At 72.9% G+C, this 21,665-nt stretch carries 13 protein-coding genes; 3 read left to right on the top strand and 10 right to left on the bottom strand.

The window, feature by feature from the left end:
- Positions 1–70 precede the first annotated feature (70 nt).
- A complete protein-coding gene (locus tag OG247_RS43495; RefSeq protein ID WP_327258040.1) occupies positions 71–814 on the top strand; it encodes a class I SAM-dependent methyltransferase in 744 nt (247 codons plus the stop codon).
- Positions 815–976: 162 nt separating this feature from the next.
- On the opposite strand, the gene OG247_RS43490 is transcribed toward OG247_RS43495, so the two are convergent.
- Positions 977–1,615, bottom strand: a complete 639-nt coding sequence (locus OG247_RS43490) for a sensor domain-containing protein (protein ID WP_327258039.1) — start codon at positions 1,613–1,615, stop codon at positions 977–979.
- Positions 1,616–1,796: 181 nt separating this feature from the next.
- On the opposite strand from OG247_RS43490, the gene OG247_RS43485 reads away from it, so the two are divergent.
- Complete coding sequence (locus OG247_RS43485; protein ID WP_327258038.1) at positions 1,797–2,069, top strand: hypothetical protein; 273 nt, start codon at positions 1,797–1,799, stop codon at positions 2,067–2,069.
- Positions 2,070–2,133: 64 nt separating this feature from the next.
- Positions 2,134–2,844 (top strand): DUF4097 family beta strand repeat-containing protein, encoded by a 711-nt coding sequence (locus OG247_RS43480; RefSeq protein ID WP_327258037.1) that lies wholly within the window; start codon positions 2,134–2,136, stop codon positions 2,842–2,844.
- 61 nt (positions 2,845–2,905) lie between these two features.
- Here the strand turns inward: OG247_RS43480 and OG247_RS43475 are convergent, their stop codons facing one another.
- Genes OG247_RS43475 through OG247_RS43435 form a run of 9 tightly spaced genes read right to left on the bottom strand, consistent with a single transcriptional unit; the run spans position 2,906 to position 21,663 of the window.
- The gene (locus OG247_RS43475) at positions 2,906–3,958 is read right to left on the bottom strand and encodes a serine hydrolase domain-containing protein (RefSeq protein WP_327258036.1); all 1,053 of its coding nucleotides are present in this window, start codon (positions 3,956–3,958) and stop codon (positions 2,906–2,908) included.
- Entirely contained in the window at positions 3,951–14,636 is a 10,686-nt protein-coding gene (locus OG247_RS43470; RefSeq protein WP_327258035.1) for a non-ribosomal peptide synthetase, read from the bottom strand. Before OG247_RS43470 ends, OG247_RS43475 begins: the two co-directional genes overlap by 8 nt.
- Complete coding sequence (locus OG247_RS43465; protein WP_327258034.1) at positions 14,620–15,903, bottom strand: MFS transporter; 1,284 nt, start codon at positions 15,901–15,903, stop codon at positions 14,620–14,622. Before OG247_RS43465 ends, OG247_RS43470 begins: the two co-directional genes overlap by 17 nt.
- The gene (locus tag OG247_RS43460) at positions 15,900–16,823 is read right to left on the bottom strand and encodes a TauD/TfdA family dioxygenase (protein WP_327258033.1); all 924 of its coding nucleotides are present in this window, start codon (positions 16,821–16,823) and stop codon (positions 15,900–15,902) included. Before OG247_RS43460 ends, OG247_RS43465 begins: the two co-directional genes overlap by 4 nt.
- Positions 16,820–17,581, bottom strand: a complete 762-nt coding sequence (locus tag OG247_RS43455) for a 4'-phosphopantetheinyl transferase family protein (protein WP_327258032.1) — start codon at positions 17,579–17,581, stop codon at positions 16,820–16,822. Before OG247_RS43455 ends, OG247_RS43460 begins: the two co-directional genes overlap by 4 nt.
- A gap of 7 nt (positions 17,582–17,588) precedes the next feature.
- Positions 17,589–18,521: a TauD/TfdA family dioxygenase gene (locus OG247_RS43450; RefSeq protein WP_327258031.1), complete on the bottom strand. Its 933-nt coding sequence runs from the start codon at positions 18,519–18,521 to the stop codon at positions 17,589–17,591.
- Positions 18,522–18,552: 31 nt separating this feature from the next.
- Positions 18,553–19,338 carry a thioesterase II family protein gene (locus OG247_RS43445; RefSeq protein WP_327258030.1) on the bottom strand — a complete coding sequence of 262 codons (786 nt, stop codon included), beginning with the start codon at positions 19,336–19,338 and terminating at the stop codon, positions 18,553–18,555.
- Positions 19,331–20,710 carry an MFS transporter gene (locus tag OG247_RS43440; protein ID WP_327258029.1) on the bottom strand — a complete coding sequence of 460 codons (1,380 nt, stop codon included), beginning with the start codon at positions 20,708–20,710 and terminating at the stop codon, positions 19,331–19,333. Before OG247_RS43440 ends, OG247_RS43445 begins: the two co-directional genes overlap by 8 nt.
- Positions 20,707–21,663 (bottom strand): ornithine carbamoyltransferase, encoded by a 957-nt coding sequence (locus OG247_RS43435; RefSeq protein WP_327258028.1) that lies wholly within the window; start codon positions 21,661–21,663, stop codon positions 20,707–20,709. Before OG247_RS43435 ends, OG247_RS43440 begins: the two co-directional genes overlap by 4 nt.
- Between the last annotated feature and the right edge of the window lie 2 nt (positions 21,664–21,665).

Raw genomic sequence — 21,665 nt, 5'->3', positions numbered from 1 at the left:
GGCTCGGTCCGGCTCGATTCGGGGCGGGCGGCGGGGTCCTGACGGTGGAACTTACGGGGAGGACGGCACGGTGAGTGCACAGCAGCAGTACGACGAGATCGGTGAGGCTTACGAGGGCTTCAAGGCGCTCCCGCTGGAGCAGTACGCGGTGGTGCCGGGGTTCCTGGCACTGGTCGGGGATGTGAGGGGGAAGTCCGTTCTCGACCTGGCGTCCGGTACCGGCTTCTACAGCCGGGAGTTCAAGCGGCGGGGCGCCGGCGATGTCCTCGGGATCGACATTTCCGGTGAGATGGTCGCCGTGGCGCAGTCGATCGAGGAGCGCGATCCGCTGGGTGTGCGGTACGAGGTGGGGGACGCGGCGGAGTTGCGGGCCTTCGAGGAGCCCTTCGACATCGGGCTGGCCGTGCAGTTGCTCAACTACGCGTCGGACATCGCCACCACGGAACGGATGTGCCGCAACGTGCACCGGAGCCTGAGGCCCGGCGCGGAGCTCTTCCTGCTCAACCAGTCGCCCGACTACCGGTTCGACGGGCCGACCCCGGAGAAGTACGGCTTCCGTACCCAGCTCACCGGTGAGGAGGTCGAGACCGGGCGGCAGGTGCGGACCACTGCGCTGCTCGACCCGCCGGTCTCCTTCGTCGCCAACCTGCCGCGCCGCGAGGTCTACGAGAGCTGTCTGAAGGCGGCCGGGTTCAGTGATCTGCTCTGGACTCCGGTGACGGTGTCCGAGGCCGGTCTGCGGGAGTTCGGCGCGGAGCACTGGGCGAACCTTGCCGACAACCCCCCGCTGGAGATGCTGCGCTGCCGCGCCTGACGACCCGGCGTCGCCGGCCCCTCTGACGGGCCCCGAGGTCGGAGGGGAGGGGCAGGGTGTTGCCATCGCAGGGTGTTGCAGGGCGACACTCCCGGCGTGGGACTGCGTCGCCACGTTGAATTGATCGACGTGAGCGACGCAGAGCGGGGGCCCGTGGGCGGGTCAGGTGAGAAGGGTGCGGGCCCAGTGGGCGCGGGCGCCCGCCAGAGCCGTCAGGGCGTAGACCGCGGCGGGGAGCAGGAGGAGGCCGAGTGCGGCCATGCCCCAGGCCTCCGGGTAGGACGTGACCGCCCACTGCTTGAGCGCCATGGTGTGGTCGCCGTCACCGTAGGCGGCCAGCAGGTACGGGGTCGCCATCAGCCCGACCGGCACGGTGAAGGCGAAGACCACTGCCAGCAGGTCCAGCGGCCAGAGGACCGTCACGAACAGCAGTGTGTACGCGAGCTCGCGCCAGCTGGCGGCCTCCCTGAGTCTGGTGGCGGCCCAGGGCCGCAGGCCGGGCGCGTCGGGCAGTTCGTGCGGGGTGTGGACCTCCCGCCGGTCCAGGAGGCGCAGCCTGCGCCGCTCCACGGCCCCCATGGGTACGCCCGACAGGGCCACCGCGAGCAGCAGCGGTACTCCGACGAGCACGATCGCGAGCGCTCCGCCCACCGCGACCGCGGCGGTGATCGCGATGAGGCCGAGCAGGCCCACGGGGACGCCGCTGAGCAGGTACGCCATGGCCCGCCAAGGCCAGGACGACAGCAGGAAGGTGGGGCGCTTCAGCGCCGCCCAGAGTGTTCTCGATGCCATGGATGCCATGGATCCACCGTAGGAACGACCTGGTACCCGGGCCCAGCAGCCCAGTTCTACTTCGAAGGTATGCCTGGCCCTACCCCGAAGACTCGGTTCCGCCGCAATGTGCCGACCCCCCTGCAGACGGTTTTGTTGTGTCAGCAGTCGGAGCGCCGCAGCAGCGACGCCGAGTCATCCGGGAGAGCAGATGTCCGCAGCCGAGAACAGCCCGTGCTTCGTCGACGCGAGCGGTCCGCGTTCCGTGGCCGTCGGCCGGCTGCCGGCCGGTGTGGACACGCTGACCGTGGTGTTCTCGGGCCCGCTGCCCGGCACCGGCTCCACCCGCTCCGTCGTACGGGCTCAGGTGTTCGGCCGGGTGTGGATCGCCCGCACCCCGGGGGCGTTCTCGTACGCCGCCGGCCATCAGGCGTGCGGCCGGCGCAGCGCCGTGACCCTCCTGCCGGCCCCGGCCGCCGCCTGAACCGTCCCGCCCCCAGTTCCTTTTCCGTACGCCTCACCCCAGAACACACAGAGAAGAGTCAGCCATGAAGCTCGGCATCCGCCGCATGACGCTCGTCGCCACCGCCCTCACCGCCGGCTTCCTGATGACCGGCTGCAACGTCGACCAGGAGGGCTCGAAGAGCGAGAGTTCCTCCTACGAGATCACGGACAAGGTCACCACGCTGGACGTCCGGACGCCGGGCGGGGACATCAAGGTCGTCGCCGGCGACCAGGACACCATCCGGGTGACGGAGAAGCTGACCTACAGCGGCGACAAGCCGAAGACGCAGCACACCGCGTCCGGCGGCACTCTGAAGCTCGGCGCCGGCGAGGGCTGCGGCAAGGAGGGCGAGGCGTCCAAGTGCAAGGTGGACTACACGCTGGAAGTGCCCAGGGCCCTCGCCGCCGTGCTGGACAGCCGGGGCGGGAACGTCCAGGTGACCGGGCTGGCCGGCTCCCTGGAGGTCAAGGCCGGAGGCGGCAAGGTGACCGCGGACAACCTCGCCTCGAAGCGGCTGACCGTGGAGGCCAACGGCGGTGCGATCACGGCCGCCTTCGTGTCCGCTCCGGACACCGTGAACATCAACACCCGCTCCGGTGACGTGTCGGTCCAGGTCCCCAGCGCGGAGGCGTACGCCGTGAAGGCCACCACCAACAGCGGCTCCGAGAAGGTCTCGGTCAAGACGGACCCGGCTTCCACCCGCAAGATCACCCTTCACACGGACGGCGGGAGCGTGCAGCTGACCTCCGCGTGACCCGCACCTCGAACCCGCCGCGGGGCCCGGCACTCCCCAGAGTGCCGGGCCCCGCGGCGGGTCAGCGTACGGGCCCGAGGGCCGCCGTCAGCAGCGCCTGGACGGGCGGCGGGACGCGCGTGGTGCCGCGGGTGCGCGGGGCCGTCATGTAGACGACCCGGCGCTCCAGGCCGCGGGTGGCGCCGATGCCGGCGAGGTGGCCGTGGACCACTCCCGCCATGCCCCACACCGTGGGGCCGCCGGGCAGCGTCATGCTGTCCAGTCCCGCGCCGCAGAAGGCGCGGCCGCCCTTGGCGTACGGGACGTCGGGCACGCGGAACATGTCGGCGAGGCTCCCGGCGGTGAGGAGTTCGCCGCCGAACAGGGCCGTCAGGAAGCGGTCCAGGTCGGGGACGGTGGAGATCATCTCGCCGGCGGCGCCGTGGATGGTGGGGCTGTGCTCGGTGACGTCGGTGCCGTCCTCGTACCCGCGGATGTGCGGGCCGGGGATGGTGGGGTCGGTGCCCGGCAGGCTCGTCCCGGTCAGTCCGAGGGGGCGCAGGACGCGCTCCTCGACCGCGCGGGCGTACGGGCCCGCGGTCAGCCGCTCGACGAGCAGGCCTGCGATGACGTAGTTGGCGCGGGTGATCTGCTGCCGGGTGCCGGGGGCGAAGTCGAGCGGGCTGCGCAGGGCGAGGTCGATGAGCTGCCCGGGGGTGAACTCGTCGAGGCGGTGCCTCAAGAACCAGGGGGTGTCGTTGTACCGGACGTCGCTGTCGTCCACGAGCCCGCTGGTGTGGTCGAGGAGCATGCGTACGGTGACGGACTCCGGGAGCAGTCCGGGCAGGTGTCGGGCGACGGGTTCGTCCAGGCCGGTCAGGCCGTCGTCGACCAGGCCCAGTACGACGGCCGCGACGAAGGTCTTGGTGACCCCGCCGATCCGGAACCGGTGGTGCAGGCGGGCCGGTTCGCCGGTGGCGGCGTCGGCGACTCCGGCCGCGGCCGACCAGGATCCGTGCTCCCCGCCGGCCCGGACCAGTACGGCGGTGGCTTCGGCGTCGGGGCGGACTCCGACGGCCTCCTCCAGGGCCGCGGCCGCCGGATGCGGCCGGTTCGCGGTGCGCGCCTCAGCCACCGGACGCCGCCTTCTCCACCGGCTCGTCGTCGGCGTGCGCCCAGGTGGCGATCATCTCCCCGTGGCCGAGGCCGCCGCCGCCGCGCCGGACGGTGTCCGCGGCGAAGGTGTTGACCTGCTTGCCGTTCTCGGAGTTGGTCAGCACGATGAGGCCCTCGCCGCTGTCGATGCGGGTGAAGGTGCCCACCCGGTAGCCGACGGTCCGGCCACCGTGGCCGTACTCCACGTCCCCGGCGGTGGTGTCGACGACCGAGCCGAGCCCGTAGAAGCTGCCGGGATGCCAGACCGTCACCATCTGCTGGGCGAGCGGGCGGGCGATGAGGGTGCCGGGTGCGCCGAGGTGGGCGCGCCGGATCTCCCGTGCGACCTTCGCGAGGTCTGCGGCGCTCGCCCAGAGTCCGCCGGCGGCGATCTCGTTGCGGACCCGCCAGCGCCCCGGAATCGGTTCGCCGGCGGGGTCGTGGCCGATGGCCACCGGGGCGTCGGCGCGGGCCGGGTGGTCCTGGTCGAAGGTGCTGTCGGCCATGTCCAGGGGGTCCAGGACGAGGCGCCTCATCAGCTTCTCGAAGGGTTCGCCGGTGACGTCGAGGAGGAGCTGCTCCAGGACCGAGAAGTTGATGTTGCTCTTCTTGAAGGTGCTGCCCGCCGGGTGCTCGGCGCGTACCGGGGCGTTGGTCGCGGGCAGCCGTCCGTGGAGGACTTCGGGGATCGACGGCATGCGTTCGGTGGGCAGGTAGTTGGTCGGAGGGACGTGACTGAGGCCGGACTGATGGCTGATCAGTTCGCGCAGGGTGATCCGGGCGCCGTCGGGGACCTGCCAGGTGGTGAGGTAGCGGTTGATGTCCGCGTCGAGGTTGAGCTCCCCGTCCCCGACCAGGCGGAGCACGGCGAGCGTCGTGACGTGCTTGCTGACCGAGGCGACCTGGAAGGCGGTACGGGCGGTCACCGGCTCGGGACGGTCGGCGGCGGTCACTCCGTAGCCCTCGACGGAGACGATCTCCCCGTCGCGCAGCAGCGCGATGCTCGCGCCGGGCACCCGGTGGGCCGCCATGACCTCCAGGAGCGCGTCGCGGTCGATCCGCGGCGCGGGGGCGGCGGCGCGGGCCGGCCGGGCCGGCTCGGGGGCCGGCCCGGCTTCCCGTACGTCTGTGTCGTCGGTCGTCATGCCCTGTCCTTCCGTCAGCGAGTCGACGGCCTCGGCCAGGGCGGCCAGGGTGTCGTACTCGTACAACATGCGGAGGGTGAGGGGGAGGCCGCGGCGTCGCGCGGCGCCGATCACCCTGATGACCAGCAGGGAGTCCCCGCCGTAGTCGAAGAAGTTGTCGTCGGCGCTGACCTCTTCCCGGCCCAGCACCTGGGACCAGATCTCGGCGATCGCCCGCTCGACGGGGGTCCGCGGCGGGATGTGCGTACGGTCCGGTGCTGCTCCGGGTGCGGGCAGCGCGCCGCGGTCCGGCTTCCCGCTGGGAGTGAGCGGGATGCGGTCGAGGGGGACGAAGGCGGTGGGGACGAACGCCGGGGGCAGGGCGGCCAGGAGCGCGCCGCGCAGCTCGTCCGGTGTGCCGCCGCCCACCACGTAGGCGACGAGACGCTGTCCGCCCGGGCCGTCCCGCCAGGGCAGGACCACGGCGTCGCGCACTGCGGGCAGGGCCCGCAGGGCGGCCGCGCTCTCCGCCGGGGCGACCCGGACCCCGTTGACCTTGACCTCGTCGTCGCCCCGGCCCACGTACTCGACGGTGCCGTCGGGCAGGATCCGGGCCAGGTCGCCGGTCCGGTACAGCCGGGCGCCGGGCGGGCCGTACGGGTCCGGGCCGAACCGGTCCGCGGTCAGGTCGGGGCGTCCGGCGTAGCCGCGGGCCAGGCCCGCCCCGCCGATGTGGAGCTCCCCGGTGACGCCGACGGGGACCCGGCGCAGCGCGGAGTCCAGGACGCGGACCCCGGCGTGCGGCAGCGGGCGCCCGATGGGCACCGGCCCGGGCCCGGCCGGGTCCGGGACGCGGTGCGCGGTGGCGTCGACGGCGCACTCGGTGGGCCCGTACGTGTTCCACAGCTCCGTGTCGGGGCGCACCGAGCGGAACCGGTCGGCGAGTTCCCCGTCGAGCTGTTCGCCCGCCGAGCACAGCAGCCGCAGCGCGTCGCATCCGGCCCACCCGTCCTCCTCCACCAGGAGCCGCAGTACGGACGGCACCACTTGCAGCACCGTCACCCGCTGGTCGGCCGTGCACCGCAGGAGTGCGGCCGGGTCCCGTTCCGCCCCTGGCGGGGCGAGGACGACCGCGCCGCCGCTGACCAGGGGGGCGAACAGCTCCCAGCCGGCGGCGTCGAAGCCGATCGCGGTCTTCTGGAGGATGCGGTCGGCGGGCCCGAGGCCGTGCGCGGCGACCGCCCAGGCGACCCGGTGCGCGAGGGCGAGGTGGCTGATCTGGACGCCCTTGGGGCGGCCGGTGGAGCCGGAGGTGTGGACGGTGTAGGCGAGGTGCTGCGGGTCGGTGTGCCGGTCGGGGGCGGTCGCCGGCCATCCCTCGAAGGGCTCGTCGTCCAGGTGCACGGCGGGCGGCCCGGCGGGCCCGCCCGGCTCGGCCCGGCCTTCGGGGCCGTGGCCGCGCCGGGTCAGCAGGAGGGCCGCGCCGGAGTCCGCGAGCGCGAAGGCGGAGCGGGGGCGGGGGGACGCGGGGTCCAGGGGGACGTACGATCCGCCCGCCTTCCACACACCGAGCAGGCAGGCCACCAGGTCCGGTTCGCGTTCGAGGAGCACGCCCACCGCCGTCCCGGCCGTGACCCCCCGGGCCCGCAGGCCGTGGGCGATGCGGTTGGCGCGGGCGTCGAGCTGGGCGTAGGTGACGGTGGCCGTGCCGTGGACGACGGCGACCGCGTCGGGGGTGCGGGCGGCCTGTTCCTCGAAGAGGCCCGGCAGGTCGGGGCGCGGGCCGGCGGGCCCGGCCGGGCTGCCGAGTTCCACGAGCAGGTCCCGCTCCCGGTCGGAGAGGAAGACCTCCTCCCCCGCGTCGCCGTCGGGGTCGGCCGCCATGGCTTCCAGGACCGCGCGGTACATGGCGCCCACCCGGTCGGCCGACCGGCGGCTGAGGACGCCGGTGCGGGTGCTGAGCGCCAGGTACCCGTCCAGGGTGGTCACGGCGAGGCCGAACTCGGTGCCGCCTTCCCCGAGAGTGGGCGCCACGTCGACGAGTTCCCGGTCCACCTGCCGGAAGTCCAGGTAGTTGAACGACACGTCGACGATCCGGCGGCCGCCCGCCATCCGCTGCATCTGCGGCATGGGGAAGCGGCGGTGCGGCCAGAGTTCCACCTCCCGGTCGAAGACCGAGCGGACGAGCTCCTGCCAGCTGCCGGCCTCCTGGTCCCGGTCGTAGGGGAACGGCACCGTGTTGAGGTACATGCCGTGCACCCGGTCGGCGCCCGCCACCTCGGGCCGGGCGTCGCAGACGAGTCCGCTGGTGAAGGACGCGTCGGGGGTGAGCGTTGCCAGCACCTTCAGGTGGGCGGCCAGCAGGACGCTCTTGAGGGAGGCCCGGGCCCGGCTCGCGAGGGCGCGCAGCCCGGTCTCCAGGTCGCCGATGGGCACCCGTACGCGGACCCGGCTCCCGCCGTCCGCGCCGTCGGGCTCGCCCCAGCCGGCGGGCGGCGAGAACGGCGGCCGCTCCGTCACGGCCCGCTCCCAGTAGGCCCGGTCGGCGGCGGAGGCGAGGGAGCGCTGCTCGGCGGCGATGAAGTCGGCGTACCGGACGGACACCGGCTCGGGCCTGGCATCGGCCTCGGGATGGGGATCGGGATCGGGATCGGAGACCGTGCCGGTGTCGCGGAACCTCCGGTAGCGGGTCAGCAGCTCCATGAGGAGGTTGTAGTGGCTCCATCCCTCGGTGATCGCGTGGCAGCGGACCATCGACAGCCACCACGCGCCCCCGCCCTCCACGTGCGCGGCGAGGCGCAGCAGCGGCGGCGCGGAGAGGTCGAAGGGCCGGTCGCGCTCCGCCGCCTGGAACGCGCGGAGTTCCCGGTGGACGTCCCCTGCCGTGGCGTCGTGCACGGACACCGGGACACGCGCGGTCGGATGCACCAGCTGCACCGGTACCGAGCAGGTCGTGAGGTCGAAGGAGGTGCGCAGCACCTCGTGCCGTTCGACGACGCTCCGGGCGGCGGCCGCCAGGGCGTCGGCGTCGAACGGCCCGTCGTCCCGGATCCGGAAGGAGGTCACGCTGTGGTACGGGCGCAGCCGCTCGTCGGCGAGCATCTCGACGACCATGCCGGTCTGGGTCTGTGCCATCGGGTAGGCGTCGACGAGCCCGGCCGGGAGCCGTTCGCGATCGGCCGCGCCGAGCAGCTCGAACGGCTCCACCGGGCGCTCCACGGCCGCGGGGGCCCGGCCGGCCACGAGGACGGCCAGCGCGGCGACGGTACGGCGGTCGAAAACGTCCCGTACGTCGAGGTCCCAGCCCGCGGCGCGCAGGGCGCCGACGAGGGCGACGGCGCGGATCGAGTCCCCGCCCAGGTCGAAGAAGCTGTCTTCCGCCCCGACGCGTTCGCGTTGCAGGACAGTGCGCCAGGCCTCGGCGATGCGTTCCTCCACCGGTCCGCTCGGCGGTACGTGCCGGTCCGTGTCCTGGCCGGCGTCGGCTCCGGGGGTGGGGAGGGCGCGTCGGTCGACCTTGCCGTTGGCGTTGAGCGGCATGGCCTTCAGCGCCACGTAGGCGGTGGGGACCATGTAGTCGGGCAGGCGGAGCGCGGCGAACTTCGCCAGGTCGGCGTCTGTGACCTCGGTGTTCTCGGCGACGTAGTGGGCGACGAGCTGCTTTTCGCCTTCGGCGGGCTCGTGGACGCTGACGAACACCTCTCGGAGGGCCGGGTGTTCCGCCAGGACGGCCTGGATCTCGCCGAGTTCGACGCGGTAGCCGCGGATCTTGACCTGGTCGTCGATCCGGCCCAGGAACTCCACGTCCCCGCCCGGGCCACGGCGGACCAGGTCACCGGTCCGGTAGAAACGCGCACCCGCGTGCCCCGCGAAGGGATCCGGGAGAAAACGCTCCGCCGTCAGGTCCGCACGGCCGGCGTAGCCGCGAGCCACACCCGTGCCACCCACGTACAGCTCACCCGGCACACCCACCGGGACCGGCTGCAACCGGCCGTCCAGTACGTACATCGTCATGTTCGGTAGCGGCCGCCCGATCGGCAGGACCTCCACCACCGAATCCTCCGGAACCTCGAACACCGAGGTACCCACCGACGCCTCCGTCGGCCCGTACTCATTGATCAAACGCGTCCCCGGAGCCAGCGCACGCCACCGCTCCAACGTCCCCCGCGAAAACGGCTCACCCGCCACCACCAACACCGGAGCCAAAGCCCCCGCCTCAACCACACCCAACTGCAAGGACAACACATCCAAATGGCCCGGCGTCAGCTTGATGAAGCTGTACGGGGCTTCGGCCGCGAGGTGTCGGCCGAGGTCGGCCAAGTCGACGTCGGCCGAAACGGTGTGCACGGACTGCCCCGCCACCAGCGGAGCCCACAAGTTCGGCACGACCAGGTCGAAGGCGACCGAGGAGAACAGCGGCGCACCACCCGAACCCCGCGAAGCCAACTCCCGAGCCGCCCACCCCACATGGTTCACCAGACCCCGGTGGGTGACCTCCACGCCCTTGGGGGTGCCCGTCGAACCCGAGGTGAAGATGACGTACGCCAGGCGGTCGAGGTCCTCGATCCGGGCGGGCGCCGTGTCCGGATGGCCGTCCAGGTCCGGGAGCTCGCCTTCCAGCACCACGCGGGCGCCCGAGGTCCCCACGATCGCGGCGAGGCGCTCGGCCGGATAGGACGGATCCACCGGCACATAGGTGCCACCCGCCTTCCACACACCCAGCAGGGCCGCGATCAGATCCGGACCACGGTCCAGAACCACCGCCACCCGAGACTCGGCCTCCACCCCACGGGCACGCAGGAAGTGCGCCACCCGGTTAGCGCGAGCATCCAGCTCCGCGTAAGAGACGCTCCCCCACGCACCGCGAACGGCGACCGCATCCGGCGATTCCAGGACGCGGACCTCGAACAACTCCAGCACCGAGGCCGTTTCCGCCTCGACCGTGGAGTCGTTCCACTCCACCAGCTCCCGACGCACCTCCTCCACCGACAGGTGCGACGCCAGCGCGGATCCCTCCAGGTCCCCCGCCATCGCCTCCAGCACGGACCGGTAGAGGGCCGCGATCCGGGTGGCGTGGGCCTTGCTCAGCACGCGGGTGTTCGTCTTGAGGCCGATGCGCCGCGAGACGGTGGTGACCGCGAGGTCGAACTCCGTCGTCCCCGGTGCCATGAGGCTGTCCAGATCGACCGCGTCGCTCTCCAGCCGGTCGAAGTCCACGTGGTTGAGCAGTACGTCCACGAGCCGCCGTCCGCCCGCCGCGCGCTGCATCTCGGGCATCGGGAACCTGCGGTGCGGCCAGAGTCCGGCTTCCCGGGCGAAGGCCCCGGCCACGAGTTCCCGCCAGGTGCGGGCCGTACGGTCGAAGGCGAACGGGACGGTGTTGAGGTGCATGCCGTAGATCCGGTCCGCGCCGAGCACCTCCGGCCGGGTGTGCACGACGACCCCGCTGGAGAACTCCGGCAGGTCGGTGAGCAGGCTCAGCACCTTCCCGTGCGCGGCGACGAGCACGCTCTTGAGCGAGGCACCGGCCTTGGCGGCCAGGTCGCGCAGCTCGTCCTCCAGGTCGTCGAAGGGCACGGACACCCAGAAGTGCTCGGCGGGCCGGTCCGGTTCGCCCCAGGCCGCGGGGAGCGAGAACTTCGGGGTGGCGTCGACCGCCGCCGCCCAGTAGGACCGGTCCTCGTCGGAGGCCAGTGCGCGCAGTTCCCCGGCGATGGAGTCGGCGAACCGCACGCCCGGGGGGACGTAGGCCGGCGGGACGCGGCCCTCGCGCAGGGCCCGGTAGCACGCGAGCAGTTCCTGGACGAGGGAGTGGTAGCTCCAGCCCTCGACGATGCCGTGGAACTCGGTGACCGACAGCCACCACCCGCCGTCCACCAGGTGCGCCGTCAGCCGGAACAGCGGGGGTTCCGCGAGATCGAAGAGCCGGGCCTTCTCGGTGGCGTGGAAGGCGGCGAGGTCCCGTTCCACCTGCTCGGCGTCGAGCCCGCCGAGGTCGCGGACCTCGACCGGGATCCGCGCCGCGGCGTGCACGAGCTGCACGGGTACGGAGCAGGACGTGAGGTCGAAGGAGGTGCGCAGCACGTCGTGGCGGGCGGTGACCAGCGCCGCGGCCTCGCGCAGCGCGTCGAGGCCGAAGGTGACCTCGTCGCGCATCCGGGTGGAGGCGACGTTCTGGTAGTTGCTGTGCCGGTCGTGGGCGAGCGCGTCGACGACCATGCCGATCTGGGTCTGGGACATCGGGTACGCGTCGACGAGCCCGGCCGGAAGGCGTTCCCGGTCGGCGGCGGTGAGCAGCTCGAACGGTTCCACCGCGGCCTCTACGACGGCCTGCCCGCGCTCCGCGACCAGGCCGGCCAGTGCGCTGATGGTCCGGCGGTCGAAGACGTCCCGTACGGCGAGGTCGAAGCCGTGGGCGCGCAGGGCGCCGATCAGGGCCACCGCGCGGATGGAGTCGCCGCCGAGGTCGAAGAAGCCGTCCTCGACGCTGACACGGTCCAGGCCGAGGGCCTCTCGCCAGACGGTGGCGATCCGCTCCTCCACGACGGTGCGCGGGGCGACGTGGGGCCGGTCGCTGCCGACGGCGTCGCCGCCGGGGGCCGGGAGGGCACGCTTGTCGAGCTTGCCGTTGGTGGTCAGCGGCAGGGCCTCGAGCAGGACGAACGCGGCCGGGAACATGTACTCGGGGAGCGAGGTGGCGAGGTGGGCGCGCAGTTCGCCCGGCCCCGGGGGCTGTTCGTCGGCCGGGACGGCATAGGCCACCAGCCTGTCCTCCCGGACCACGACGACGGCTTCGCGCAGGGCGGGGTGGGCGGTGAGGGCGTTCTCGATCTCGCCGAGTTCGATGCGGAAGCCGCGGATCTTGACCTGGTCGTCGATGCGGCCCAGGAACTCCAGCTGCCCGTCCGGGAGACGGCGGGCCAGGTCGCCCGAGCGGTACAGGCGCGCCCCGGCCGGACCGTACGGGTCGGGGACGAAGCGGGCGGCCGTCAGCTCGGGCCGGCCCAGGTAGCCGCGGGCCACCCCGGGGCCTCCGACGTGGATCTCACCGGGCACCCCGACCGGGACCAGGCCCCCGTCGCGGTCGAGGAGGTGGGCGCGCAGGTCGCTGAGCGGCCGGCCGATGGGGTTGCCCGCCTGCGGGTCGAGGTCCGCCTCGGTGAGCCTGCGGTAGGTCGTGTGGACGGTGGTCTCGGTGATCCCGTACATGTTGACGAGAGCGACCCGGTCCAGGCCGAGGCGGTCGGTCCACGGCTTCAGCTCCGCGACCTCCAGCTTCTCGCCGGCGAAGACGACGGCCCGCAGCGCGAGCCGGTCCACGCGCGGGTCGCCGTCGCGGGCGGCGCCCACCAGGGAGCGGAACGCGGACGGCGTCTGGCTCAGGACCGTGACCTCCTCCTCGACCAGCAGGTCCAGGAACTCCTCCGGTGAGCGGGTGACGGCCTGCGGGACGACGACGAGCCGGCCGCCGTTGAGGAGCGCCCCCCACATCTCGAAGACGGAGACGTCGAAGGCGTAGGAGTGGAACAACGACCACACGTCCGTCTCGTCGAAGGCGTAGTGCTCCTGCGCCGTCGACAACAGCCGCACCACGTTCGCGTGCGTCAGCGCGACGCCCTTCGGCAGACCCGTCGAACCCGAGGTGTAGATCGTGTAGATCAGGTTGTCGGGACTTCCCGCCACCTGCGGGTCGGTGTCCGGCTGGGCTGCCAGGAGCTCCGCCGACTCCTCGAGCAGCTCATGCGTCAGGACCACCTTGGCCTCGGCGTCCCGCACGATGTAGGCGAGCCGGTCGGCCGGGTTCGCCGGGTCCAGCGGCAGGTACGCCGCCCCCGCCTTCAGCACGCCCAACAGCGCCGGCAGCAGTTCGCCGTCCCGCTCCAGGCACAGACCCACCAGGTCCTCCGGACCCACACCCATGCCGCGCAGGAGGTGCGCCACCCGGTTCGCCCGCGCGTTCAGCTCGGCGTACGTCAGATGCGTGCCGGCGCAGGACACCGCGACCGCGTCGGGGGTGCGCGCGGCCTGCGCCTCGAACACCTCGTGGACTCGGCGCTCTACGGGATCCACCTCTACGGGACCACCCGTGAGCAGCACCCGCTCGTCCGCGCCCAGCATCTCCAGAGCGGACACCCGGGTCGCCGGAGCCGCCACCGCCGACTCCAGCAGCCGGGTGAAGTGGGTCAGCATGCGTTCCGCGGTCGTCCGGTCGAACAGCGCGGTGGCGTACTCGAGGCGCGCGGACAGGGCGCCCTCACGTCCCGCGTTGACCACGAGGGAGAGGTCGAAGCGGGCCGGCGGGTCGGCGGGAGGGAGGGCGGTCATCGTGACGCCCGGCAGCCGGTAGTCGTCGTCGGTGTCCTCCCGGAGGGTGAACAACACCTGGAAGAGCGGGGTGCGCGACCGGTCGCGTTCGGGTTCGAGTTCCGTGACCAGGCGCTGGAAGGGCACTCCCTGGTGGTCGAAGGCGTCCAGCACGGTGGCGCGGGTCGCGGACAGCAGGTCCTCGAAGGCCGGGTCGCCGTGGAGGCGGGCGCGCAGGACGACGCTGTTGATGCCGTAGCCGAAGAGCCGCTGCCACTCGGGGCGGGTCCGGGCCGACAGGAGGGTGCCGACGGCGATGTCGTCGGCGCCGGTGTACCGGGCGAGGAGTGCCTGGAAGGCGGTGAGGAGCACGGTGAACGGGGTCGTTCCGCTTGCGGTGGCCAGCTCCCGGACGGCTTCGGCGAGTCGCGGGGCGAGCGGGCGTGCCACCGAGCCGCCGGAGGCGTCGCGTACGGCGGGGCGCGGCCGGTCGGTGGGCAGGTCGAGCGGGGTGAGGCCGGCGAGCTGCGCGCGCCAGTGGTCCAGGTGGCGGGCGCCGGCGGGGGCGGCGATCTGTTCCGCCTCCCAGGCCGCGAAGTCGGCGTACTGGTAGGGCAGTGGTTCGAGGGCCTGTTCGCCGGGTCCCGCCGCGTACAGGGCGCTGATGTCCTCGGCGAAGAGGTGTGCGGACCAGGCGTCGCAGGCGATGTGGTGGACGACCACGATCAGGACGTGTTCCTCGTCCGAGCAGCGCAGCAGGCGGCCTCGGATCGGCCATTCCCGTTCCAGGTCCACGGGGTGCGCGCGGGCGCGGGCGATCCGCTCGCGGACGGCGGCCGGCCGTTCGGCGGCGGGGACGGCGGACAGGTCCTCGACGGGCAGTTCGACGGGGCGGACGGGGTCGATCAGCTGGGCCGGCTCGTCGCCGAGGAGTTCGTACCGGGTGCGCAGGACCTCGTGCCGGTCCAGGAGCGCCTGCCAGGCGCGACCCAGGGCTGCCGTGTCGAGGGGGCCGCGCAGGTGCAGGGCGACGGGGACGAGGTATTCGGGGCTGTCGGGTTCGAGCCGGTTCAGAAACCACATCTGGCGCTGTCCCTGGGAGAGGCGCAGCGGGCCGGTCCGGTCGGCTCGGGACGGGCCGGAGCGGCGGGCGCCCCCGGATCCCGGCCGGGCGAGCCGCCGCCTGAACAGCTCCGCGCGGAGGTCGTCCCGTTCACCGTGCGTGTTCATGCCCGTGCTCCGTTTCCTTCGGTGCGGTGGGGGCGGTGTCATCCTCGGCCCGGAGCGCGGAGGCGGCCGCCGCCGTGGCGGCGAGTGCCGTCATCGTGATGCCGAGCGCCAGGAAGACGGGGGCCGCGCCCCAGGCGGAGAGGGCGAGGCCGCCGAGGAGCGCGCCCAGCGCGTTGGCTCCGGTGGCGAGGAGGTGTGAGGTGCCGCCGACCCGGCCCTGGAGTGCGTCGGGGGTGGTGCGGATCTGGTGGACGGCGGCGGCCACGTTGAAGACGCCGGTGAGGTATCCCGTTCCGGCGAAGAGCACACCGAGCGCGAGGGGGTGGCGGGCGAGGGCCATCGCGGTGATCAGGGCGGCCCAGGCGAACAGGCCGGCGACGAGGACCGTACGCAGGCTGATCCTGCGCTGCCACCAGTTCCCGGTCAGCGCGCCCGCGATGCCGCCCGCCCCGCCCAGTCCGACGATGACGGCGACGGCGTGCTGGGCACGGCCGTCCTCCTTGACGAGGACGAGCAGGGCCAGGGGCAGTACCTGGAGGAGGAGGTTGCTGCCGGCGACGAAGCCGAGTGCGGCGCGCAGGAACCGCCGGCGCGCGAGCCAGCGCATGCCTTCGGCGAGGTCGGCGCGCAGGCTCTTGGGGGTGCCGCGGCGCTGCTGGAAGTCCTTGCGGATCAGCAGCAGGGTGCACAGCGAGGCGAGTCCGGCGAGCGCCGAGAAGAGGAAGGGGGCCCAGCGGGCCGCGCTCTGCAGCAGGACGCCGCCGGGCTGGCCGATGAGTACGGCGGCCCGGCCGCGGGCCTCGTTCTGCGAGAGGGCGGCGGGCAGCAGGGCGGGGTCGACGACGTGGCGTACGGCTCCGCGCTCGGCGATGCGGTGGATGACGGCGAGGCTGGTCTCCAGGCAGGCCACGGCGGCGAGGTGGGCGACGGAGAACAGGCCCACGGCCAGGGCGAGGGCGGCGCTGGCCAGTGCCAGGGTCCGGCCGGTCTCGCAGAGGATCATCAGCCGCCGCCGGTCGAACCGGTCGACGAGGACGCCGGCGGGCAGCTGTACGAGGAGCAGGGGCAGCAGCGCGGCGAAGGAGACCGCCGAGGTCGCCAGGGGCGAGTCGGTGTGCCAGAGCACGACGAGCGGATAGGCGACGCCGGCGACCCGGTTGCCGAGCAGGGAGGCCGCGGCGCCGGACCACAGGAGCAGGAACTCGCGGCCCAGCCGCAGCGGGACCGGGCCGCCCGCCGGTGCCTCTCCGGGGGTTCCGGAGGTCATCCGTCCGATGCCTCGGCCATGGCCACGGCTATCTTGCGGGGTCCGGTGAAGGGTTCGCGGCCGTGGGCGGCCAGCATGTTGTCGACGATGAGGACGTCGTCGCGCTGCCAGTCGAAGCGGGTGGTGCTCGCCCTGTAGGCGGCCCGCAGGTGGTCCATCACCTCCTCGGGGATGCGCCCGCCGTCGCCGTAGTAGGTGTTGGTGGGCAGGTCCTCCTCCGTGAAGATCTCCCGCAGGCCCTCCTGGACCTCGGGGGCGAGCGTGGTGACGTGGAAGAACGTGGCGTGGTTGAACCAGACGGGGGTGCCGCTCCCGGGGTGGGTGTGGACGGCCTTGCGCACGGCGGTGGTGCGCAGTCCGCCGTCCGGCCGCCAGTACGGTTCGATGCCCTTGCCGCGGCAGTACCGCTCGACGGCGGCCCGGTCGTCGGTGCCGAAGGTCTGGTCCCAGGGGACGCCGAACTCCGGGTGGAAGTTGCGGACGACGCGCCAGCCGCGCCGCTCGAACTCCTCCCGCACCGTGGGGTCGATGCGCCGGTACACCTCGCGGATGTCGGCGAGCGGGGTCGCGCCCTGGGTGAGGGCCGGTTCGATGCAGAAGAAGTAGAGGGTGTGCGGCCAGACGGCCTGGTAGGAGTTCTCGTTGTGGAGGAAGATCTCCTCGGCGGGCGGGTAGTCGGTCGAGGTGTACACCTGCCCCTTGATGGTGGAGCGCGGTGAGGAGCGTTCGGCGTAGGTGAGGGGCGCGGAGCCGGAGAAGGCGCGGACGGCGCCGTCGAGGCCGTCCACGCCGCCGACTTCGAAGCCGCGCAACAGGATGGCGCCCTGTTCGGCGAGAACGCGGCGCAGTTTGTCGCGGTTCTCCGTGAGATAGGTGTCGGCCGGGGTGCCCGGCTGCGCGATGATCTCGGTGGCGGTCATGGGGCGCAGGCTCCTTCTGTTGCCTCGGTGCGGGTGTATGCGTGGAGCCGCACCGGTCCGGTGCAGGCGGCTTCGCGGGCGAGCGCCGCGAAGACCCCCGGTTCCGTTTCCAGGCTCTGGACGAGCCAGCGGTACGGGCCGTTCGGTTCGGTGTGGGCCACGTGGACGGGGCCGTCGGTGGCGGGCCGGACGTCGATGGAGCCGAGGTCGGCCGCGATGCCGACGCCGCTGGCCTTGACCACGGCCTCCTTCCTGGTCCAGCAGCGCAGGAAGACCTCCTGGCGCCGGCGTTCGTCGGGCTGGGCCCGCAGGTGGGCGAGTTCGGCGCCGGTCAGCACGATCACGGACGAGCCCTCGACGTCGACGGTGCGGCCGTCCTCGATGTCGGTGCCGACCTGGTGGCCGGCGGCGACGGCGACCAGCCACAGCGCGCCGGACCGGGAGAGGTTGAAGTCCAGGTCGGTGGGCGGCCAGTCGATGCGCGGCCGGCCGTGCAGGGGGTCCGCGCAGCGCGGGCAGGGCTGTCGCCCCAGTTCGATCTGCTCGGGCGGCACGCCGAGGTAGCCGGCCAGGATCCGGCGGAGCGCGGCGTGCGCGCCCGCGTACCTGGCGGCGACCTGTTGTGCCCTGCGCCGTACGGTCTCCAGTTCTTCGGCGGAGAGCACCGCGGCGTCCTGCGGGTCCAGCAGGTCCGGGGCCCGGCCCTGCCAGATGTGGACGGCGTCCTGCGCGCGCAGGCGCTCGTATGCGGCGGTCATGGCGTCATCAGTCCGACATCGCCACCAGCACCCGGCGGTTGCCGGTGAAGGGGCGGCGGCCGTGGGCGAGCAGCACGTTGTCGATGAGCAGCAGGTCGCCCTGGGCCCAGTCGACGTCGACGGCGTGTTCCAGGCCGCGGTCGCGGATCTGGGCGACGTACGCCTCGGGGATGGGGCTGCCGTCGGCGAAGGTGACGTTCTGCGGGAGCTCGTCCTCGGGGAGGATCTGGGCGAGCGCGGCGGCCGTGTCGTCGCCCAGGCCCGCCGGATGCCACTGATCGGCCTGGTTGAACCACACCTCGGCGCCCGTCACGGGATGCCGGGTCGTGGCGGGCCGGACGGACTCCACGCGGATGCCGCCGTCGCCCTTCCACTTCCAGATGGCCCCGGTGCCGTCGAGGAACCTCTCGACCTCTTCCTGCAGGTCGGTCTCGAAGGTGGCCTGCCAGGACTTGCCGAGGCCGTAGCCGTCGTGGAGGTTCTGCACGTAGCGGACGCCGCCGGCGAACGCCTCGCGCACCTCGTCGTCCAGGGATTCCAGCCAGCGGGCCGCGTCGAGGACCGGGGTGGCCCCGCCGCCGCCGGGACGGATCTGGCAGTAGAAGGCGAGGCGGGCCGGCCACGCGTACGCGTAGCTCATCTCGTTGTGCATGGAGATGGTGAACTCCGGCGGGTACTCCGTCGAGGTGTAGACGTTCCCGCCGACCTTCGTCCGCGGCGAGTTGCCGTGCACGTAGGCGAGCCGGCGCGGCAGCACCACGCCGAGTACGTCGTCGAGGTCGTCCGCGGGCACGTCGAACCCGCGGAAGACGAGTGCTTTCTCCTGCACCAGGAGGCTGTCGAGTTCGCCGCCGAGCGCGGTGAGACGGTCGACGAGCTCCTGTGCGCCGCCGGCCTGCTCCGCCTCGATCTCCAGCGGCGTCCAGGTCTGTTCGGTCATGTGACCCATCCCTCTACTTTTGTGCGGATGCCTACGGGAAAGCCATGGAGGTTCGATAGCGCCCCACTTCTTCCAGGCGTTGCGCGATGTCGGCGGTCAGTTCCGCTTCGCGCGGGGCGAGGTAGAAGTGGTCTCCGGGAAAGGCGCGCAGCACGAAACCGCCGGCGATGCTCAGCTCGGCCCACGCCTCCACGTCCGCGCGCACCCGCCCGGATCCGGGGTCGTCCTCGCCGATGTAGGCGGTGACCGGTGCCCGCAGGGGCGCCGGGCGGCCGGGGTGGTAGGACTCGATGAGCCGGTAGTCGGCGCGCAGCGCGGGGAGCAGCAGTTCCCGCAGTTCGGGGATGTCGAAGACCTGTGAGCCGAGGTCGCCCAGACTGCGCACGCCCGCGATGAGCGTGTCGTCGTCCGCGCGGTGCAGCCCGCTGGTCACGGCCCGGTGGGGCGCCGCCCGGGCGGAGACCAGCAGGCGGGCGGCCGTGGTCCCGTGCCGGGCCTCCATGCGGCGCGCGACCTCGTAGGCGACGGCGGAGCCCATGCTGTGCCCGAACAGGGCGACCGGCCGGTCCAGGTAGGGGACGAGGGCGTCGGTGATGCGGTCCGCGAGGGTGTCCATGTCCTCGACGCAGGGTTCGGCGAGCCGGTCCTGCCGGCCGGGGTAGCGGACGGCGAGGAGTTCGATGTCGGCGGGCAGCCGGGCGCGCCAGCCCTGGTAGAGCTGGGCGGTGCCGCCGGCGTGCGGGAAGCAGACGAGTCGCAGCCGCGGGTCGACGGTCTGGCGGTGGACCCGGAACCACTGCGCCGCGGTGTCAGTCATGCGGCTTCCCCCTTGGCTTTTCGTCGGTGTCTTCGGTGGCTTCGGTGTCATAGGTGCCGTAGGTGTCGTAGGTGGCTTTGTCGTCTTCGTCGTGGTCCTCGCCGGAGGCGGCGGGAGCCGGAACGGGGGCGTCCTCGGTGCGCAGCGCCGGGCTGGCGGCGGCGCCGAGGGCGAGCACGGCCATCGCGGCGCCGGTCAGCAGCACCGAGTGGGCGGCCCCCCACACTTCGAGGGCGAGCCCGGCGAGCAGCGCGCCCAGCGAGTTGGTGCCGGAGGAGATCAGGTTCGCGGTACTGGCGACGCGGCCCTGGAACTCGTCGGGCGTGGTGCGGACCTGGTAGACGGCGGCGGCCACGTTGAAGACCGCGCCGACCATGCTCGTACCGGCGAACAGGACGCCGAGCAGCACCGGTTCGGCGCTGCTGAAGGCGACCGCGGTGATCAGGGCGGCCCAGGCGGCCATGCCGCCGATGAGGACGGCACGCTGGCTGAGGCGGCGCATCCACCAGCCGCCGGTGAGGGCGCCGATCATGCCTCCGATGCCGCCGCCGGTGACGACGACGGCCAGGACGGCCTCGGACCGGCCCTCGTCCTTGATCATCAGGATCACGGCGAGGCTCAGCACCTGGAACAGGGCGTTCGTGCCGGCGACGAAACCCAAGGCCGTACGGAGGAACCGCTGTCGCCACAGCCAGCGCATGCCCTCGGCGACCTCCCGGCTCAGCCGCTGGCGCTCTCCCACCCGCTCCTGCTGGAACTCCTTGCGGATGAACAGCAGGCTCAGCAGCGAGAGCAGGTAGGCGGCCGCGCCGAAGAGGAACGGGACCCAGCGCAGCGCCGTGTAGAGCAGGATCCCGGCGGGCTGGCCGAGCAGGCCGGCCGCCCGGCCGCGCGCCTCGTTCTGCGCGAGGGCCTGCGGCAGCTGCGCCTCGGGCACCACGTTGCGTACGGCGCCGCGCTCGGCGAGCCGGTAGAAGACGGTGAAGCAGGACTCGGCGAAGGCCACGGCGGCGATGTGCGCGACCGAGAACCGCCCGGCGAGCACGGCGGCGGCGACCGTGCCCAGCGCCAGCGCCCGGCCCGCCTCGCACACGACCATGAGCCGGCGCCGGTCCCAGCGGTCCACCAGCGCCCCGGCCGGCAACTGGACCAGCAGCATGGGCAGCATGGCGGAGAAGGCCACCAGCGACATGGCCATCGGCGATCCGCTGTGCCAGAGCACCAGCAGCGGATAGGCGACCGCGGTGACCCGGGAGGCGAGGAAGGACATCCCTGCGCCGGACCACAGGAGAACGAAGTCGCGGTTCTTGCGCAGCGGCGGCGGGGGCGGCGACGGCCGGGATCCGGCCGTCGCCTGGGGGGCGGTCGTCACGGCTGCCGCCCGTCCTCTTCGTCACCGGCGGCCACCGGCCCGCGGCGGCACCATTCGAGGACCGCCATCGCGCTGTGCATCTTGTTCTCCGCCTGGTGGAAGGCGATGCTCGCCGGACCGTCCAGGACCTCGGCGGTGACCTCGTCGCCGCGGTGGGCGGGCAGGTCGTGGAGGAACACGGCCTTGGGGCTGTCCTCCCACAGCCGCCGCGTCACCTGGAAGGGCGCGAAGATCCGCCGCCAGTCCGGGTCGGCCTTGGCGGTGCCGGTGGTCTGCCAGCGCGTGGTGTAGATCGCGTCCTGGTCGGCGGGCAGGTCGTCCATGTCGTGGCGTTCGGTGAACCGGCTGCCGTACCGGGCCGCCTGCTGCTCGGCGCGGACCCGGAACCGGTCGGCGAGCCCGTAGCCCGGCGGTGTGCGCAGCTCCAGTTCGGCGCCGGGGAACCGGGTCATGGCCAGCGCGAGCGCGGACACCGTGTTGTTGCCCTCGCCGATGTAGAGGAGGCGCAGACCCTCGATCCGGCCGAACCAGCGCTGCAGGGTGGTCAGGTCGGTGAGCGCCTGGGTGGGGTGCTCGTCGGCGCACATCGCGTTCACCACCGACATCCGGTCCTGGGCGGCCCAGGCCCGCATTTCGGCGGGGTCGTCCGCCGTCCGCGCGACCAGGACGTCGAGCATCCGGGAGAGCACCCGGCCGGTGTCCTCGCTGGTCTCGCCCGTGTTGAGCTGGAGGTCCCCGGGCCCGTACGAGACGATCTGTCCGCCGAGGCGCAGCGCGCCGGCCGAGAACGCCGTACGGGTCCTGGTCGACGTACGGCTGAAGTAGACGCCGACGACGTCCCCTTCCAGCGGGCGGGACCCGTCCCGGCTCCCGGTCGAGAACCGGGTTCCGCGGGCGACGATGGACCGCAGGTCCTCGTCGCCGAGGTCGTCGATGGATATCAGGTGGCGCATGG

It is taken from the genome of Streptomyces sp. NBC_01244 (assembly GCF_035987325.1).
In the GTDB taxonomy this organism is placed as follows: Bacteria; Actinomycetota; Actinomycetes; order Streptomycetales; family Streptomycetaceae; genus Streptomyces.
This window is presented reverse-complemented; position numbering and strand designations above follow the sequence as displayed.

Coding starts and splice junctions, on each gene's coding strand:
- OG247_RS43490 (WP_327258039.1), bottom strand. CDS start 1,615: ATGGCATCCATGGCATCGAGAACACTCTGGGCGGCGCTGAAGCGCCCC.
- OG247_RS43485 (WP_327258038.1), top strand. CDS start 1,797: ATGTCCGCAGCCGAGAACAGCCCGTGCTTCGTCGACGCGAGCGGTCCG.
- OG247_RS43480 (WP_327258037.1), top strand. CDS start 2,134: ATGAAGCTCGGCATCCGCCGCATGACGCTCGTCGCCACCGCCCTCACC.
- OG247_RS43470 (WP_327258035.1), bottom strand. CDS start 14,636: ATGAACACGCACGGTGAACGGGACGACCTCCGCGCGGAGCTGTTCAGG.
- OG247_RS43465 (WP_327258034.1), bottom strand. CDS start 15,903: ATGACCTCCGGAACCCCCGGAGAGGCACCGGCGGGCGGCCCGGTCCCG.
- OG247_RS43460 (WP_327258033.1), bottom strand. CDS start 16,823: ATGACCGCCACCGAGATCATCGCGCAGCCGGGCACCCCGGCCGACACC.
- OG247_RS43455 (WP_327258032.1), bottom strand. CDS start 17,581: ATGACCGCCGCATACGAGCGCCTGCGCGCGCAGGACGCCGTCCACATC.
- OG247_RS43450 (WP_327258031.1), bottom strand. CDS start 18,521: ATGACCGAACAGACCTGGACGCCGCTGGAGATCGAGGCGGAGCAGGCC.
- OG247_RS43445 (WP_327258030.1), bottom strand. CDS start 19,338: ATGACTGACACCGCGGCGCAGTGGTTCCGGGTCCACCGCCAGACCGTC.
- OG247_RS43435 (WP_327258028.1), bottom strand. CDS start 21,663: ATGCGCCACCTGATATCCATCGACGACCTCGGCGACGAGGACCTGCGG.